This window comes from Jiella marina (assembly GCF_024359545.1).
Classification (GTDB): Bacteria; Pseudomonadota; Alphaproteobacteria; order Rhizobiales; family Rhizobiaceae; genus Jiella.
Genome location: NZ_JAKQZG010000004.1, coordinates 17,165 through 33,469, shown reverse-complemented (window position 1 = coordinate 33,469; position 16,305 = coordinate 17,165). Strand labels below are relative to the sequence as shown.

Genomic DNA, 16,305 nt, shown 5'->3' with positions numbered 1-16,305 from the left:
ATCAGGCCTCTCCGACCGTTTCGAACAGTGTCGCCTCGAGCGCCTCGTCGGCCGATTTGTCGGCCCAGATGACGAACTGAAAGGCCTGGAAATAGCGCTCGCAGTTCTCGAGGGCGACCACGAGCATGCGCTCGGCTTGCTCGCTGGTGGCGTCGATCCCGCCCGACAGGAGAAGCGCGTGCCGGAACATGACCGCGCCTTCGCCCTTCCACAGATCGAAATGGCCGACCACCATCCGCTCGTTGATCCGCGCGAGCAGCGTCTGGATCTCGGCATGGCGGTGTGCCGGCACCTTGAGATCGAAGGCGCATCCGATGTGAAGCGCCTCGATCTCGTCGATCCATGAGAAGGACACCGAATAGTCCGCCCAGATGCCGCGGACCGCTACTGCGATCTCGTCCTCGCAGGAGCGCTCGAACGCCCATTCGCGAGAGGTTGCGACCCATTCGATCGTGTCGACAGGATGCGATTGGCGCAAGGCCGAAAGGTTTTCGAGTCTCATTGCTGTTTCCCCGTATGGCAGTTGGCGGGCAGCCATCCGCCGCGATAGCCACCCGCAGAGTGACCCGACCGCCGCCGCCGGCGAATCACCCTTATGAATCAGCATACAGACGGGGAGTCTTCACGCTAAGAGCGTTAACCATTTTTTCATGTCGATAACCGTCCGCAAGGCAGCGGACGATTGATTCGCCAGCGCTAAGCGATTCTGTGTTCAGGACTTTCCGATTCCGCAGAATCGCCGGACCCTCTGTGACGCGCTGTTGAAGGTCTGTGGATAACCCTGTCAGCCGTCGTTCGCCTGGTCGCCGGCGTGCTTGGCTTCCAGATCGGCAACGCGCTTCTTCAGCGCCTCGTTCTCCATGCGCGCCTTCATCGCCATCTCCCGAACGGCCTCGAATTCCTCGCGCTGTACGAGATCGAGCTGGTTGAAGAAGCGTTCGCCCTGAGTGCGGAAGAGGGTCTCGACTTCACGGCGCATGCCCTGGGCGGTGCCGGCCGCGTCGGTCATCACGCGGGCGAATTCGTCGAGAAGGCGGTTAGGGGCTCGGTTCTGCATCGTCGTCTCCGGATTGACTTGTCGGTCTGCAGGTAGAGAGCGGGAAAGCCTAGGACAATAGCGCCACCCTGCCCAGGCTGCGAGGCCAGCAGCAGCGTCTCTCACCGCAGCCCGAGGATTGGCCTTCAAACCGTCGCGGCTTCGCCTTATGGAGGGCCGCGGCAACGAGCCGCTTTCGGAGCGAGACCACAAAGGCGATCGCATGCTCACCCTCCAGACCTTCGGCGTCCTGACCTACCCGCAGATCGACCCGGTCTTCCTCGATCTGGGACCGATCCAGCTCAGATGGTACGGTCTCGCCTATGTGGCCGGCATTCTCTGCGGATGGCTCTACGGGCGCTATCTCGCCGGCAATGGCCGGCTCTGGCCGAACGGCGTCTCGCCCTTCACCAAGACCGACATCGACGACATGATCCTCTATCTCACCCTCGGCATCGTGATCGGCGGGCGCTTGGGATCGGTCTTCTTCTACGATTTCGAACGCTATGCCGCCGATCCTCTGGCCGTCTTCCGGGTCTGGGAGGGCGGCATGGCGTTTCACGGCGGGCTGATCGGCGTCACCCTCGCGCTGTTGTTGTTCTGCTGGCAGCGCAAGGTGCCGTTCTGGAGCCTGATCGACATCGTCGCCGCCTCGGTTCCCTTCGGCCTGTTTTTCGGCCGCATCGCCAATTTCATCAATGGCGAACTCTGGGGCGCACCGTCGACCGTGGCCTGGGCCATGGTCTTCCCCGGTGCGGGTCCCCTTCCCCGCCATCCGAGCCAGCTCTACGAAGCCGCTCTTGAAGGCATCCTCCTATGGATCATCCTTCGCATCGCGACCCATCACTTCAAGATGTTCCGCAAACCGCGTTTCGTCGCCGGCCTGTTCATCTTCGGCTATGGCTGCGCACGCATCTTCGTCGAGTTCTTCCGCATGCCGGACGTCCAGCTCGGCTATCTCTATGGCGGCTGGCTGACCATGGGCATGGTCCTTTCGGTGCCGATGCTTCTCGTCGGCGTCTGGGCAATGACCACGGCCAAGCCAGTGACATATGCGCCTCGCGGGGACGGCGCGGCGCGAGCCGAAGCGGATTCCGCCCGCTCGTGAACCCGCTCGCCCGACAGATCGCCGAGATCATCCGCCGCGACGGACCGATCGGCATCGATCGGTACTGGAACATTGCGCTCTACGATCGCGGCGCCGGCTACTACACGACGAAAAATCCGCTCGGCCGGGCCGGCGATTTCGTCACCGCGCCCGAAGTCAGCCAGATGTTCGGCGAACTGATCGGCGCGTGGGTCGCGGCGACCTGGGCTGCAATCGGGCGTCCCCGACCCTTTCGCCTCGTCGAACTCGGGCCGGGCCGCGGGACGTTGATGGCCGACATGCTGCGCACCCTGCGCGGCGTCGCGCCCGACTGCCTGGCCGCCGCGTCGATCCGGCTGGTGGAGACGAGCGAATCCCTCGCCGCGATCCAGGCAGTGACATTGGAGCGGTTCGATCTGCCGATCCGGCGCTGCCGTCGTTTCGAGGAGATCGAGCCCGGGCCCACCATCGTCGTCGCCAACGAATTGTTCGACGCGCTTGCGATCAGGCAGATCGTCTTTGACGGCGAAGCCTTTCGCGAGCGGCTTGTGGGTCTTTCGGAGAGGAGCGCGCTCGAATTCGTGCTGGGACCGCAGACCCCGCAAGCGCAGGCAGCCGCGAGCAGGCTGTCCCCGCCCATGGCTGGGGCCGTCCTCGAGATCTCGCCCGAGCGCGACCGGCTTGCCAGCCGGATCGCCGCGCGCCTGGCAAGCGAGGGGGGAGCCGGGCTGTTCTTCGACTACGGCCACGCCGCAACCGGCTATGGCGATACGCTCCAGGCGGTGAAGGCCCACGCCTTTGCCGATCCGCTGGACAGGCCGGGCGAAGCCGATCTGACCAGCCATGTCGACTTTCAGCGGCTCGGCGCACACTTCGCCGCCGCCGGCCTCGCCGTCTCGCCGGTGAAGGAACAGGGAGACGTCCTGCTGGCGCTTGGCCTCCTGGAGCGGGCCGGACAATTGGGCGCGTCGGAAGACACCGCCGCCCGCCAGGTGATCGAACAGGCCGTTGCCCGCCTCGCCGGCAATGGCCAAGGCCAGATGGGCAGCCTTTTCAAGGCATTGGCCGTCGCCACGAGACCCTTGCCGCTACCGCCCTTCGATGCTGCGGTGCCAGATTGACTTCCCCCGACACCTCCACCACCATCCGCGCCCATGGCTGACAGCACGACCCGCGCAAGAGCGCTGAGCGATGACGAGGTGATCCGCGCGGCTGAACTGTCGCACGAGCGGATCTCCCACGCGTTCTTCTCCCGCCGCGGCGGCGTCTCCGAAGGTCTTTACGCCGGCCTCAACGTCGGCGTCGGGTCCAGGGACGATCCCGACCGCGTCACGGAGAACAGGGCTCGGGCACTGGCGACGCTCGGCCTGCCGGCGGATAGACTGGCGACGCCCTGGCAGATCCATTCCGCCGAAGCGATCGTGGTCGATGCGCCGTTCAGCGGCGAGCGCCCGAAGGTCGACGGCATCGTTTCCTGCACCCCGGGCCTTGCTATTGGCGTCGTCACGGCCGACTGCGGCCCCGTCCTCTTCGCCGACAGGGCAAACGGCGTCGTCGGAGCGGCTCATGCCGGCTGGCGCGGCGCACTCGGCGGCGTGCTGCAGGCCACGATCGACGCCATGGTGGGGATCGGTGCCGAGCGGTCGTCCATCTCGGCCGTCCTCGGTCCGAGCATCACCCAGCCGAACTACGAGGTCGGCCTTGACATGATGACGGCCTTCGTCGAGGGCGACCCGGAACGAGAGCGCTTCTTCGCGCCCGGGGAAAGACCGGACAAGCGGCAGTTCGATCTTCCCGGTTTCATCGTCTCGGTGCTCGAAGAGGCCGGCGTTTCGGCATCCTTCGTCGGGCGTTGCACCTATGGCGAGGCCGAGACGTTCTATTCCTTCCGCCGTACCACCCATCGCGGCGAGCCCGACTATGGACGTCAGCTCGCGGCGATCGCATTGCGGGACTAATCGACGATGTTGCATTTCGACCGCGCGGAATTCGAGGCGCGTCGCGAGCGCGTCCAGGCGCAGATGGCCGAGCGCAAGCTCGACGCCATGATGCTGTTCTCCCAGGAATCCATGTACTGGCTGACGGGCTACGATTCCTTCGGCTTCTGCTTCTTCCAGTGCCTGGTGCTGAAATCCGACGGCGAGATGCGGCTTCTGACCCGCTCGGCCGATCTGCGCCAGGCGCGCCACACCTCGATCCTGCAGACCATCGTCATCTGGCGCGATCGCGGTGCGGCCGATCCGGTGATCGAACTGCGCGACATGCTCGACGACATGGACCTTCTCGGCTGCCGCATCGGCGTCGAGTGGCTGACTCACGGTCTGACCGGACAGGCGGGCCGGCAGGTGGAGGAACGTCTCGGCTCCTTCGCATCCCTGAAGGACGCGTCCGATCTTATCCCGCTCTTGCGTGCCGAAAAGAGCCCGGCCGAGATCGCCTATGTCCGTGAGGCGGCGGCGCTTGGCGACGAGGCTTTCGAGGCGGCCGCTCCCCTCATCAAGCCGGGCGCTGACGAGGCCGACATCCTGGCCGCGATGCAGGGCCACGTCTTGAAGCGCGGCGGCGACTATCCGGCCAATCCCTTCATCGTGGGCTCCGGAGAGGACGCGCTTCTGTGTCGCTACAAGTCCGGTCGGCGCAAACTGCAGGCGGAGGATCAGCTCACCCTGGAATGGGCCGGCGTCAAGGCCCAGTACCACGCGGCGCTGATGCGCACCGTCATCCTCGGCAAACCGACGGATCGGCATCTTCAGCTCTACGACGCCGCACGCGAGGCGCTGGCAGCCGTGGAAGCGGTCATGCGACCCGACCATACCTTCGGCGACGTTTTCGACGCCCATGCCGGCGTCATGGAGACGCACGAGCTCATCCGCCATCGTCTCAGCGCCTGCGGCTACTCGCTCGGAGCCCGCTACGCGCCGTCCTGGATGGACCCGCCCATGTTCCACGCGGGCAATCCGGCCGTCATCAAGCCGAACATGACGCTGTTCGCCCATATGATCATCATGGATTCGGAAACCGGAACCGCGATGACGCTGGGCCGCACCTATCTGACGACCGAGACCGAGCCGGAACCCCTGTCTCGCTTGCCGCTTGATCTGCCGGTCGTCGACTGACGGCCGAGTCGATTCTCTCCCCGATTTCGGCGATTTTAACGTTTTTTTGCGACCGAGCCCCCAACATCACCGCATGTTCTGCAATGCCGAATGATGTCCGAGGGGAGATCGCCCGTGGCAACGAAAATCCTCCATTGCGCGCCGGCGCTGGCGGCGGGGCTCGGCGCTGCGCTGTCGGGATGCACGAGTTCCGACATGTCGATCGCCATGGGGCCGAACGGACCCGTGCCCCCGGCGGAAATCGGCATGGCCTCATCCTACGGCGCGCCCCAAACGGTTTCCAACGCATTCGAACCAGCCCCGGTCAACGCAAGCCCCGTCGCAAGCAGCCCGGTCGAGAAGGTCGCCTCGGCACCGCTCGCGCCCGCTTCGGAGCCTCAGCCCGCTACCGCGGCCACTTCACCGCAGCCGGTCCAGGTGGCCGCTGCGTCCAGTCAGCCGAAGGCCGTCTGGACGGTCGGCCCGGCGCCCGCCGGCATGTCCCCGCCGCCGGCGCCTCAGCCGGCGGAGACCGCCGCAGTGGCATCGCGCGAACCCTCTCCCGCCATCGCGGCCGTCGAGACCAACGAACCGCAGCCCGAGCCGCAAGCCGAGCCCCAGCTCGCGGCGGCAACTCCGAGCCCAGCCCAGGCCGCACCGCCGGCGAGCCCGGCCGTCGCCCAGAACACGGTCCGCGAAGTCCAGTTCCTGCCCGTCGTCGGCGCGCCGGAGCAGAACGCCGAATGGCTCGCCCGGGCGCTCTCCGAGGAGGCGCAAGCGACCGGGCTCGAGATCCGTCCGGCCAATGGGCCCGTCGCTCCGGTTCGGCTGAAGGGGTACTTCTCCGCCTTCCCCGATAGCGGAGCGACCAAGCTCGTCTATGTCTGGGATGTCATCGATCCGGAAAATCGCCGGGTGCGGCGCATTCAGGGCCAGGAAACGATCGCCGGAACCGATGCTGATCCGTGGGCGAAAGTGGACCTCGACGTTCTTCGCCGGGTCGCCCAGGAGACGATGCGCGAGGCCTCCACGCTGCCGGCACAAAGCTGATGCAACCGCAGGGGGATGGCCGCACTTGCCTTTCTCCTGCGCTGCACAAGACTCGGCTTGAAGTTTTGAAGAAGGCTGCTAGAGGGTCCCCCGGTTCTCATCGCCGGGCTCGGCCCTGCCGACAGCGGTCAGAACGAGAAGTGACGGCTGACCGATCACGGACCGTTCTCGAATGCCGGTCGTTCGGCATTGCGAGTTCGCCCGTCCGGTCCAGGGGTACGAGTGTTTGTTGCGTTTCGAATCCTCATTGCCTGCAACGACGCGCGGAAGGAATCGCGGTTTGCGCACCAATCATCTCTCCCATTCCCACGGGAAAAAGGCCATGAAGCTCTTCAGCGGCAACTCCAACCGGAGCCTGGCCGAGTCCATCGGTCAATATCTGGACCTGCCGCTCGGCGAAGCGATGGTCCGGCGCTTCGCCGATCAGGAGATCTTCGTCGAGATCAAGGAGAATGTGCGCGGCGAGGACGTCTTCATCGTGCAGTCGACCTCCTACCCCGCCAATGATCATCTGATGGAACTGCTGATCATCATCGATGCGATGCGGCGCGCGTCCGCCCGCCGCATCACGGCGGTGCTTCCCTATTTCGGCTATGCCCGGCAGGACCGCAAAGCCGGCGGTCGCACGCCGATTTCGGCCAAGCTGGTCGCCAATCTCATCACCGAAGCGGGCGCCGACCGTGTGATGACACTCGACCTTCACGCCGGCCAGATTCAGGGTTTCTTCGATATCCCGACCGACAATCTGTTCGCCGTGCCGCTTCTTGCCCGCGACATCAAGGAACATCAGGATCTCGAACACCTGATGGTGGTTTCCCCGGACGTCGGCGGTGTCGTTCGTGCCCGCGCGCTCGCCAAGCGACTGGATGCACCGCTCGCCATCGTCGACAAACGCCGCGACCGTCCCGGCGAATCCGAAGTGATGAACATCATCGGCGACGTCACCGGCCGCAACTGCATCCTGATCGACGACATCATCGATTCGGGCGGCACGCTCTGCAACGCCGCCGATGCGCTGATGAAAGCCGGAGCCCTGAGCGTCTCGGCCTATATCACCCATGGCGTCCTCTCCGGCGGCGCCGTTTCGCGCATCACCGCTTCGAGCCTCAACGAACTGGTGATCACCGACTCCATCCAGCCGACCCGCGCGATCGAGGACGCCGAGAACATTCGCGTCGTTACCACCGCAAATCTTCTGGGCGAGGCGATCGCCCGCACGGCCTCCGAGGAATCGGTCTCGAGCCTGTTCGACTGAGATCCGCTCCGGTCTCTCTCTTTGCCTTTTTCACAAACAAAACCAATGATTTAACTTTTCATTAACCATAAGAATGGCTTTGTCGGTCCATGAGTTTCGCAACCGCGCGAAGGCAAATGGACCATGACGGATCACGAGAGGCGGCCTGATCCAGGCGAGACCAAGCGACCCGCCGGCACAACCCGGTGGCACCGCCGCTCGTCGTTCCCCGGTCGCGGCTTCGGCTTTCTCATCGTCGTCGCCAGCGTCTCGACGCTGACATTCGCGAAGGCCGGCAATCTGGATCGTGTCGTCAGAGCAGCCGCCCTCGCCTCGGTCGATCGTCAGAACGCTCTCGCCCTGCGGCTGACAACAGGCCAAAGCGCCAATGTCCGAACCCATCTGAAAGGACTGAGGGCCGATGCCTGCGAACCTCTGTCTTTGCGCCTCGCCATCGGTCAGGAGCAGCGCGGCTCAGACGACTGGGACGTTTTCGTCGAAAGCCGGGACAAGCGGGCGATCACCCGCCGCAAGACGCTGACTTCGCGCCGCGTGACCGGCCGATGCCCCAACGCGGCTCGGGCCTGGACGGGCGGTTCGGTCAACTTCGCCCGTGAGGATTTCGCACCCACGGGACTCGGCTTCGAGCGCATCGACACCAATCTCAGCTTCGGCTTCGATATCCGGCACTCCGCCGATCTCGCCCTCGGCATGGCATTCGGTGCCTCCAACGGTACGACCACGGCGGATGAAGGCGAAAACCGGGCCGAAGCGGCGCTCGGCTCCCTTGCTGTCTACGCATCCTTTCATCCCGACGAGGCGCGGTTCGCCGAAGCCGCCATCGGTGTTTCGGGTCTCAGATTGTCCGACGATCGCACCGCTGAATCGGGCAAGATCCCGCTCGCGGTCGAACGCAGCGGGCTCGGCGCATTCGCCGAAATCGCCATCGGCACCAAGCAGGAGATCGGCGATCTCAGACTGCGCCCCTACCTCGAGACGAGCGCGAAGATGGTACGCCTCGATCCCACCCGCCAGGGTATCGGCAATTTCAGCTATTCAGTCGGGCCGCAGAGCAAGGCCTCCTTCGGCAGCTCCATGGGCCTCGAAGCGGAATTGCCGATCCGCAGGCTGCCGGACTGGATCACGGTCACGCCGAAGGCGGGGATCAGGCTCGGCTATACGCTCTACCATCGGGCCCGCACGAAAGTCGCGGACGCCGCGCGTGAAATCGGCGAAACGCTCGCTCCGGTCACGACGGCAGGCGAAACTCTCAAGCTCAATGCGGGGACCTCGGTCCAATTGTTCGAAGAACTCTCCCTCAACATGAACTACGAGACGAGGCCCCTGGCCGAAGGGCGGCCGGAGACCGTGCGCATGTCCTCGACCTGGCGCTTCTGAGGTTCCAAAACCGATCTCCCGGGAGCGGGCAAACGCTCGAAATCATGGCACTTGCCCTCGTTTTCCGCTTGTGCAATGTTCCAGCAGTCCACGCATGCTGGCGGAAGAGGCGAACGCTTTCCGCCGTTTTGCCCCAAAACCAAAGCCTTGGCGCATGACGACACCGCGTTGTCACCACCCGCCCCGGCACAGGATTCGTGAGGCTTCAGGGCCTGTTGAAACCACTTCGCGCGATGACGTTTCGGCATGTGGCCGTAGGCCTGACCGGTCTTGCGGTCATCCTGTTCGTCATCGGCCTGATGTTTCGCGAAGACGTTGGTGAAAAACCCTATCTGAAGATCGCCGGAGCCGGCTTTGTCTTCAACTACCGGGTTTCCGACGCCTATTACGGCTTCACCGCCGTCGTTCAGAAACCGGTCAGGAACTACTCGGTCATCGAAGCCGAATTCGAGGATCCAGCCGGTGGACCTCCGCATCGCGTCAGGGCGAAGCTGACCCCGCGGAGCAAGCGCTACGCTCTTCGTTCGCCGCCGCTGAGAGGCATCGAGGCGAAACGGCCCTATCGTGTCTCGGTCCGCCTCGTTCAAAACGGGGACAAAGCGGTGCTCTTCGAAGGGGATTTCACCGTCGCGTCGCAAATTTCAGATCGCGTCGTGCCGCCCAAACCCCTGACCGTCGGTCCGGGCTACCACCGCAACCAGGATTTGCCCCGCGGTTGGAAAGCGCCGCCGGCCGAAGAGAGGGGTTGATCCGAAAAGATGACATATCTGCCGAAATGACCACGCCGCCCGTTGCGCTGCGTCAGATCGTCGGGTGATAATCGCCCCGGGCAAGGGCAACCTCATGGGGGCGGCTTCGGACCGCCACCTGCCACACACCACAGGAGACATTCATGACACGGAATTCCACGATTCTAGGCGCTGCCCTGGGAGCGACGCTGCTGGCTTTTCCGGCCGCCGCCCAGGACGCCGAAAGCTGCTCGACCGTCAGCATGTCCGATGTTGGCTGGACCGATATCACCACCACGACGGCGACGACCAAGCACATTCTCGAAGGGCTCGGTTACGACGTCGACGTGAAGATCCTCTCGGTTCCGGTGACCTTCGCCTCGCTGGAAAGCGACGATGTCGACGTCTTCCTCGGCAACTGGATGCCGGCTCAGAAGGGCGCGATCCAGCCCTATCTGGACTCGGGCGAGATCGAGGTGATCGGCACCAATCTGACCGGCACCAAATACACCCTCGCCACGCCGACCTACGCCTATGAGGCGGGTCTGAAGTCCTATGCCGACATCGCCAAGTTCCGCGACGAACTCGATGGCAAGATCTACGGCATCGAGCCCGGCAATGAGGGCAATGGCTACCTCGTCTCGCTGACCGAGGAGAACAAACACGACCTCGAAGGATTCGAGGTCATCGAGAGCTCCGAGCAGGGCATGCTGGCCATGGTGGGCCGCGCCTACAAGAAGGAGGAGCCGATCGTCTTCCTCGGATGGGAGCCGCACCCGATGAACGCCAATTACGATCTGAAGTATCTTCCCGGCGGCGAAGACTTCTTCGGCGGCGAAGGAATCGTCCAGACGGTGACCCGCCAAGGCTACGCCGAAGAATGCCCGAATGTCGCGAAGCTGCTCGAGAACATCAAGTTCTCGCTGCCGATGGAGAACTCCATCATGGGCCAGATCCTCGACGAGGGCGAGGATCCCGCGGACGCCACCGAAGCCTGGCTCAAGAACAATCCGGGCGAGTGGGAGAGCTGGCTCGAAGGCGTGACCACGGTCAGCGGCGAGCCCGGCCTTCCGGCGGTGAAGGAAGAACTCGGCCTCTAAGGTCGACATCCCAAGACAGGACGATACTCCCCGGCCTCTCGGCCGGGGATTTTTCCAATGGCTGGAGGGTTAAGCGTTTGGACTGGCTGACGGAATACAAGATCCCGGTGGGCGATACCGCCGAGAGCATCTTCGACTGGCTCCAGAACCATGGAGGCTGGTTCTTCGACGGATTGGCGAGCGCCATGGATACGCTCATCGAATCCCTGCTCTGGGTCTTGGAAACCCCGCCTCCGATCGCGGTCATCCTGGTCTTCGCCCTCTTCGCCTGGTGGGTCCAGAAGAGCTGGAAGATGGGGCTTTTCGTCCTCGTCGGCTTCCTCTTCATTCTCAATCAGGGCTATTGGGACGAGACCGTCGAGAGCTTGACGCTGGTCGTCTCGGCCTGTGTGGTCTGCATGGCGGTCGGCGTGCCGATCGGCATCGCCGCGGCCCACCGCCCCAAGCTCTACAAGGTTCTGCAGCCGATCCTCGATCTCATGCAGACGCTGCCGACCTTCGTCTATCTCATCCCGGCGATCGTCTTCTTCGGCATCGGCATGGTGCCCGGCCTGCTCGCCACGGTCATCTTCGTCGTCCCCGCGCCGATCCGACTGACCCACCTCGGCATCTCCTCGGTGCCGACGCCGCTTCTCGAAGCGGCCGACGCCTTCGGCGCAACGGGATGGCAGAAGCTCGTCAAGGTCGAACTGCCCTATGCCCTTCCCCAGATCATGGCAGGCCTCAACCAGACCATCATGCTCTCGCTCTCCATGGTCGTCATCGCGGCCCTCGTCGGCGCCAATGGCCTCGGCGTGCCGGTCATGCGTGCGCTCGGCCAGGTGAACACGGCGCTTGGCTTCGAATCGGGCTTCATCATCGTCGTGGTCGCGATCATGCTCGACCGCGTGTTGCGCATCGGGAGGGCGAACGCATGAGCCAGGCCGTCGTCTTCGACGATGTGAACATCGTCTTCGGAAACAAGCCGACCGAGGCCCTTCCGCTCATGGATGCGGGCAAGACGCGCAGCGAGATCCAGTCCGAAACCGGACAGGTGCTCGGGGTGCACGCCTGCTCTCTCGACGTGGCGGAGGGTGAGATCCTCGTCCTGATGGGGCTTTCCGGATCAGGCAAGTCGACGCTTCTGCGCGCCGTCAACGGCCTCAATCCGGTCTGCCGCGGCAAGGTCCTCGTCAATGACGGGACCAGCATGACCGACATCACCCATGCGGATGCGAAAACGCTGCGGAGGATGCGCCTGTCGCGCGTGTCGATGGTCTTCCAGCAGTTCGGCCTCCTTCCCTGGCGCAACGTCGTCGACAACGTTGCGCTCGGACTGGAACTGTCCGGCATGTCGCGTCAGGAGCGCGAGGAGAAGGCCCGCAGCCAGCTCGATCTCGTCGGCCTGACCAACTGGGCGGAAAACCGCGTCGGCGAACTCTCGGGCGGGATGCAGCAGCGCGTCGGTCTGGCTCGCGCCTTCGCGACCGAAGCGCCGATCCTGTTGATGGACGAGCCGTTCTCCGCGCTCGATCCGCTGATTCGCTCGAGATTGCAGGACGAATTGCTGGAGTTCCAGCAGCGGCTGAAGAAGACGATCATCTTCGTCAGCCACGATCTCGACGAGGCTTTCAAGATCGGCAATCGCATCGCAATCATGGAAGGCGGCCGAATCGTCCAGCTCGGCACCGCCCAGGATATCGTGCTGCGCCCGGCCGACGACTATGTCGCCGACTTCGTCGCCCACATGAATCCGATGAACGTCCTCACCGCCTCTGATGTCATGAAGCCGGTGGACAAGGCGGACGGCGCCGCGTCGCTGGATCACGTGGCGCAGATGGCCGAACCCGACACGCCGCTGAAGCGGATCATGAAGACGCTGAGTTCGTCACGCGGAAAGGTCGTCGTCTCCCACAACGGCCAGATCCTCGGACAGATCGGCCCCCAGGAAATCGTCGACGCGCTCCAGCGTCACCAGTGATCGAGGCTGCCCGCGACCCTCGTGGCGGGCAGCGGCACGCCGAAGCTATCGATCGGTCTCGCAGGCCGCTTCCAGACGAGCCATGTCAGGCACGCGAACCGTCCGGTTGTTGGCGATCACGATGATGCCGGCCTTTCTGAGCTTGGTGATCTGGCGGCTGACCGTTTCGATGGTCAGGCCGAGAAAATCCGCGATGTCGGCGCGCTTCAGCGGCAGTTCCACTTCAACAGGCCCCTCGCCCGCGGCCTGTAACGGGTCGGCATTGGCGGCGATCAGATGGATGAAGCTCGCGACCTTTTCGGCCGCCGACTTGCGGCCGAGCGTGAAGATCCACTCCCGCGCCTCGTCAAGTTCCTTCAGCGCCTGCTCGTGCATGCGGTGTTCGAGCTTCGGCGAGCGCGCGATCATTGCCTCGATGGCTTCCTTCGGGAAGGTGCACACCTCGATGTCCGTCGCGGCTTCCGCCGTCACGCCGGTGCTTGCACGAAAGGGACGGCCCAGGAAGTCCGGTGCGAATTGCAGACCGACGATCTGCTGGCGCCCGTCGGCGGTCAGCCGTGACAGCTTGACGACACCGCGCAGGATGTTCGCATAGCTCCTGACCGGTTCGTCCGCAGCGCTGAGCTCGGCATCCGCCGGATAGACCTTCTTCGAGGTGTGTCGGCTGAGTTCCACCAGCTCGTCCGGCGCCAACGCCCCGCATATCCCCCTGTGCCGCGCCTCGCACGAGACGCAGAGGACCGGCAATTCCGAATTATGGATATCCTGCCGGCCGTCAGAAGGACCGCCGTCGTCGCGGTGGCGCGTACCGGCTGCGCGTTTTTCCAGCAAATTGGCCAATTTCGACCCCTCGTTCCGCACGTATCAGCACGGCATCTGCTATCAGGCTGGTCCGAGCATTGCCAATATGGGCAAACAATCCCCCCTCCTGCAACCCGGTCTCAGGGCGTTTCGAGCAGACGCTCCAGATACTCGCGTTCCTGTTGCGGCGAGAGGGCGTTGCCGAGCCGTTCGCGAATCGCGTCAAGGATTTCCCGGGCACGCTGGGTGTCGATCTCGTCAGGCACACCAACATCCTGTCCGAAGTCCGGCCCCTGGGAATGGCGCTGCCGCCCGAGCGGGTCGCGGCCGGCCTGGTTCATCTGCCTGCCGTTGAAGCCCTGCCCCATCTGACCCGGCTGTCCCTGACCCTGGCCTTGTCCTTGCTGCATGGCCTGCTGCATCTGCTGCATCATGTCCTGGGCGCCGCGACGCAGCGCCTCTAGGGCACGACCCTGCTGACCGACGGCCTCACCATCGTTGCTTTCGCCGAGCGCTCCCTCGGCGCGGCCCATGGCGTCGCCGGCCTCGCCGAAATCCTCGTTCGGCTGCATGCCCATGCCTTCGAGCTCCTTGCGCATGGCCTCGAGCTGCTCCTGCAACTGACCCTGCTGCTCCTGCAACTGGCGCATCATCTCCTGCATCTCTTCGGCGGTCATCTGCTCCCCGCCTTGCTGGGGCTCGCCCTGCTGGCCTTGTTGCTGCTGCTGTTGCTGAGCGTTCTGGCCCTGCCTCTGCTGCTGTTGCTGCTGGCGGTATTGGCGCCGGCCGAGATCGTAAGTCTGGTCGCGAAGCTCCTGCTGGCGCTGCAGCAGTTCGCCCATCTTGTTCATCTGCTCCTGCATCGGGCTCTGCTGGCCCTGCTGCTGCTGGCCAGGACGCATGGCCTGGAGATTGTCCATCATCTGCTGCAGCTCGGAGAGAAGCTGCTGGGCGGCGTCCTTGGACCCGGACTTCGCCAGATCCTCGATCCTGTCGAGCATTTCCTGCAGATCCTGCGGACGCAGCTCCATCATGTTCTGGGACTGCATCTGCTCCTGACTCATCGGCGGCTGGTCACGCATCGCTTCCGCCAAGGCTTGCATATACTCCTGCATCGCCTCGCGGAGTTCCTGCATCAGCCGGTCGATCTCCTCGTTCGAGGCGCCATTCTCCAAGGCTTCGGCGAGTTGCTCGCGAGCGTCGCGAAGCCTGCGCTCGGCCAGCGACAGATCGCCGTCCTCGATGCCGAGTGCGATCTCCCACATGAAGTCGACCGCAGACAGCAAGGTCTCGTCATTCTTGGCGGCGGCGATGCGCGTGCGCACCGCACGCAGTGCCAGATAATCGCTGGGATTTTCGATGAATTCGTCGCCGCGCAGGGTCACGGCGTCGAGCATGTCGACCACCCGGCGGGCGGCGTTGGCGTCGAGCGCCAGAATGCGCCGCTGCTCCACCACGGCGCGGGCGAGCGGATTGAAGAAATTTCGCTCCGGCAGCGTCATCCGATAGGGGTCGGAGCGACCCGTCTGCGCCGCATCGTCCTCGGCCACGAGGGTCAGGGCGACTTCGGCGCCCGCATAGGGGCTGTCAGTCAGGTCGGCGCTGGTCTTGGCCTCGGCCGCACCTTGCGTGCGGCGTGGAAGCGCAAGCCGGATCTCGGGTGGCTCGACCAAAGCGCGCGCGCCGGGCGCCCGCTCCTCCTCGATGGCGACCTCCGCCCGCGCCTTGCGCACGCCATAGTCGTCGCTGACCTCATAGGCGAGTTGCAGGGCGCCGTTGCGCGCCTGGCTCGGCTCCTCGCTGAAGGCGATCTCGGGATCATGATCGGGCGTGACGGCAAAGCGCCATTCGCCGAGTGTCGAGAAGCTCGTTGCAAGCGTGACGTCGCCACCCTCGGCCAGAGCGAATTCATAGGACTTCGGCCCGCTGGCGGCAACCTCATCCTCATCGGCCGAGGCCTCCGCGACGCCTTCGACATCGGACGTCGCCTCGTCCGCGGAGGTCTCGTCGACCGCCGGCACTTCCAAAGCCTCGCTGTCGGAACCCTCCGGCTGGAAGCTGAGGCCCACGGAACGACCGTCCGACACGCGCACTGAAAGCACGCTGCCCTCGGGGACCGTGACGGCCTCGCCCTCGTTCGCGGCAAGGAAGATCGGCGGCTGGCGGGTGTAAGCTGGCGGGGTGACCCAGGCATCGACGCGCCGGCCGACGGCCTCACGGGCTTCTTCGGTCACAAAGGCGTCGGCAATCCGCCCGCCGCTCGGCCCGAATGAAAAGGCAAAGGCCGTGACGAGCAGAAGAGCGACCAGGGCCCGCATTCCGAACGGGTCGAGGCGCTCGGTGCGCATGGTGGGTGCACCACCCGACAGGTGCCGCAGCTGCGCGGCCATTCGATGCTGATGCTCGCGCCACAGGGCGGCGGCGAACGGATCGGTCGAGGTGGTCGCTTCGCCTTGGGTCCTCAGCGGCTGGTGGCGTAGCCGGCTCACATGTTCGATCCGCTGATCGACGTCGGCCGACTTCGGAAGCCGGACATTGCGGGCGAGCCAGAGCGTGGCGACGGCGCACAGACCGAGAATGACGAGGATCACCAGACGGCCGGTGGGTCCCGCCATCTGGAACAGGCCGAACCAGGCGATGATCAGAAACAGCGCCCCGACACCGACCAGCGCGATCAGTGGCGGCCAGATCCGCTCGAGAAGGATCGACGCATAGGTGGAGCGCCGGGTCCATCCGAGCCGCCGCGACGGCAGCCACTTCTTCGGCGCGTCATTCTGAGCCATGCGATGCCCCGTTCCCGTTGGCAAAGTGTGACT

At 64.6% G+C, this 16,305-nt stretch carries 15 protein-coding genes; 11 read left to right on the top strand and 4 right to left on the bottom strand.

Annotated features, from left to right (window positions below; genetic code table 11):
- Position 1 precedes the first annotated feature (1 nt).
- The gene (locus tag MF134_RS08535; RefSeq protein WP_255339019.1) at positions 2–502 is read right to left on the bottom strand and encodes a type III secretion system chaperone family protein; all 501 of its coding nucleotides are present in this window, start codon (positions 500–502) and stop codon (positions 2–4) included.
- A 282-nt stretch (positions 503–784) separates the two neighbouring features.
- Positions 785–1,057 (bottom strand): accessory factor UbiK family protein, encoded by a 273-nt coding sequence (locus tag MF134_RS08530; protein ID WP_255339018.1) that lies wholly within the window; start codon positions 1,055–1,057, stop codon positions 785–787.
- 202 nt (positions 1,058–1,259) lie between these two features.
- Here MF134_RS08530 and lgt point away from each other — a divergent pair, with 202 nt between their 5' ends.
- From lgt to choV, 11 genes are all read left to right on the top strand, one after another.
- Entirely contained in the window at positions 1,260–2,144 is an 885-nt protein-coding gene (lgt, locus tag MF134_RS08525) for a prolipoprotein diacylglyceryl transferase (RefSeq protein ID WP_255339017.1), read from the top strand.
- Complete coding sequence (locus MF134_RS08520; RefSeq protein WP_255339016.1) at positions 2,141–3,244, top strand: class I SAM-dependent methyltransferase; 1,104 nt, start codon at positions 2,141–2,143, stop codon at positions 3,242–3,244. Before lgt ends, MF134_RS08520 begins: the two co-directional genes overlap by 4 nt.
- A gap of 33 nt (positions 3,245–3,277) precedes the next feature.
- Positions 3,278–4,081, top strand: coding sequence for a peptidoglycan editing factor PgeF (gene pgeF / locus MF134_RS08515; protein WP_255339015.1), 804 nt, complete (start codon positions 3,278–3,280; stop codon positions 4,079–4,081).
- A gap of 6 nt (positions 4,082–4,087) precedes the next feature.
- Positions 4,088–5,239, top strand: a complete 1,152-nt coding sequence (locus MF134_RS08510) for a M24 family metallopeptidase (RefSeq protein ID WP_255339014.1) — start codon at positions 4,088–4,090, stop codon at positions 5,237–5,239.
- 114 nt (positions 5,240–5,353) lie between these two features.
- Complete coding sequence (locus MF134_RS08505; RefSeq protein WP_255339013.1) at positions 5,354–6,268, top strand: hypothetical protein; 915 nt, start codon at positions 5,354–5,356, stop codon at positions 6,266–6,268.
- Positions 6,269–6,590: 322 nt separating this feature from the next.
- On the top strand, positions 6,591–7,523 hold the full coding sequence (locus MF134_RS08500; protein WP_255339012.1) for a ribose-phosphate pyrophosphokinase: 933 nt from the start codon (positions 6,591–6,593) through the stop codon (positions 7,521–7,523).
- 123 nt (positions 7,524–7,646) lie between these two features.
- Positions 7,647–8,900: an autotransporter outer membrane beta-barrel domain-containing protein gene (locus tag MF134_RS08495; protein ID WP_255339011.1), complete on the top strand. Its 1,254-nt coding sequence runs from the start codon at positions 7,647–7,649 to the stop codon at positions 8,898–8,900.
- A gap of 215 nt (positions 8,901–9,115) precedes the next feature.
- Positions 9,116–9,649: a hypothetical protein gene (locus MF134_RS08490; RefSeq protein WP_255339010.1), complete on the top strand. Its 534-nt coding sequence runs from the start codon at positions 9,116–9,118 to the stop codon at positions 9,647–9,649.
- Between the two features lie 143 nt (positions 9,650–9,792).
- A complete protein-coding gene (gene choX / locus MF134_RS08485; protein WP_255339009.1) occupies positions 9,793–10,728 on the top strand; it encodes a choline ABC transporter substrate-binding protein in 936 nt (311 codons plus the stop codon).
- Between the two features lie 77 nt (positions 10,729–10,805).
- Positions 10,806–11,645, top strand: coding sequence for a choline ABC transporter permease subunit (gene choW / locus MF134_RS08480; RefSeq protein WP_255339008.1), 840 nt, complete (start codon positions 10,806–10,808; stop codon positions 11,643–11,645).
- Positions 11,642–12,688 carry a choline ABC transporter ATP-binding protein gene (gene choV, locus MF134_RS08475; protein WP_255339007.1) on the top strand — a complete coding sequence of 349 codons (1,047 nt, stop codon included), beginning with the start codon at positions 11,642–11,644 and terminating at the stop codon, positions 12,686–12,688. The genes choW and choV overlap by 4 nt, the downstream gene beginning before the upstream one ends.
- A 45-nt stretch (positions 12,689–12,733) precedes the next feature.
- Here choV and MF134_RS08470 read toward each other — a convergent pair whose 3' ends face one another.
- Positions 12,734–13,516: a Crp/Fnr family transcriptional regulator gene (locus tag MF134_RS08470; protein WP_255339330.1), complete on the bottom strand. Its 783-nt coding sequence runs from the start codon at positions 13,514–13,516 to the stop codon at positions 12,734–12,736.
- A 113-nt stretch (positions 13,517–13,629) separates the two neighbouring features.
- Positions 13,630–16,272: a TIGR02302 family protein gene (locus tag MF134_RS08465; RefSeq protein ID WP_255339006.1), complete on the bottom strand. Its 2,643-nt coding sequence runs from the start codon at positions 16,270–16,272 to the stop codon at positions 13,630–13,632.
- Positions 16,273–16,305 lie beyond the last annotated feature (33 nt).

Bases quoted from the DNA above. Each gene is read 5' to 3' on its own strand.
- MF134_RS08465 (WP_255339006.1), bottom strand. From the start codon at position 16,272: ATGGCTCAGAATGACGCGCCGAAGAAGTGGCTGCCGTCGCGGCGGCTC.
- MF134_RS08530 (WP_255339018.1), bottom strand. From the start codon at position 1,057: ATGCAGAACCGAGCCCCTAACCGCCTTCTCGACGAATTCGCCCGCGTG.
- lgt (WP_255339017.1), top strand. From the start codon at position 1,260: ATGCTCACCCTCCAGACCTTCGGCGTCCTGACCTACCCGCAGATCGAC.
- MF134_RS08535 (WP_255339019.1), bottom strand. From the start codon at position 502: ATGAGACTCGAAAACCTTTCGGCCTTGCGCCAATCGCATCCTGTCGAC.
- choX (WP_255339009.1), top strand. From the start codon at position 9,793: ATGACACGGAATTCCACGATTCTAGGCGCTGCCCTGGGAGCGACGCTG.
- MF134_RS08495 (WP_255339011.1), top strand. From the start codon at position 7,647: ATGACGGATCACGAGAGGCGGCCTGATCCAGGCGAGACCAAGCGACCC.
- MF134_RS08510 (WP_255339014.1), top strand. From the start codon at position 4,088: ATGTTGCATTTCGACCGCGCGGAATTCGAGGCGCGTCGCGAGCGCGTC.
- MF134_RS08500 (WP_255339012.1), top strand. From the start codon at position 6,591: ATGAAGCTCTTCAGCGGCAACTCCAACCGGAGCCTGGCCGAGTCCATC.
- pgeF (WP_255339015.1), top strand. From the start codon at position 3,278: ATGGCTGACAGCACGACCCGCGCAAGAGCGCTGAGCGATGACGAGGTG.
- choV (WP_255339007.1), top strand. From the start codon at position 11,642: ATGAGCCAGGCCGTCGTCTTCGACGATGTGAACATCGTCTTCGGAAAC.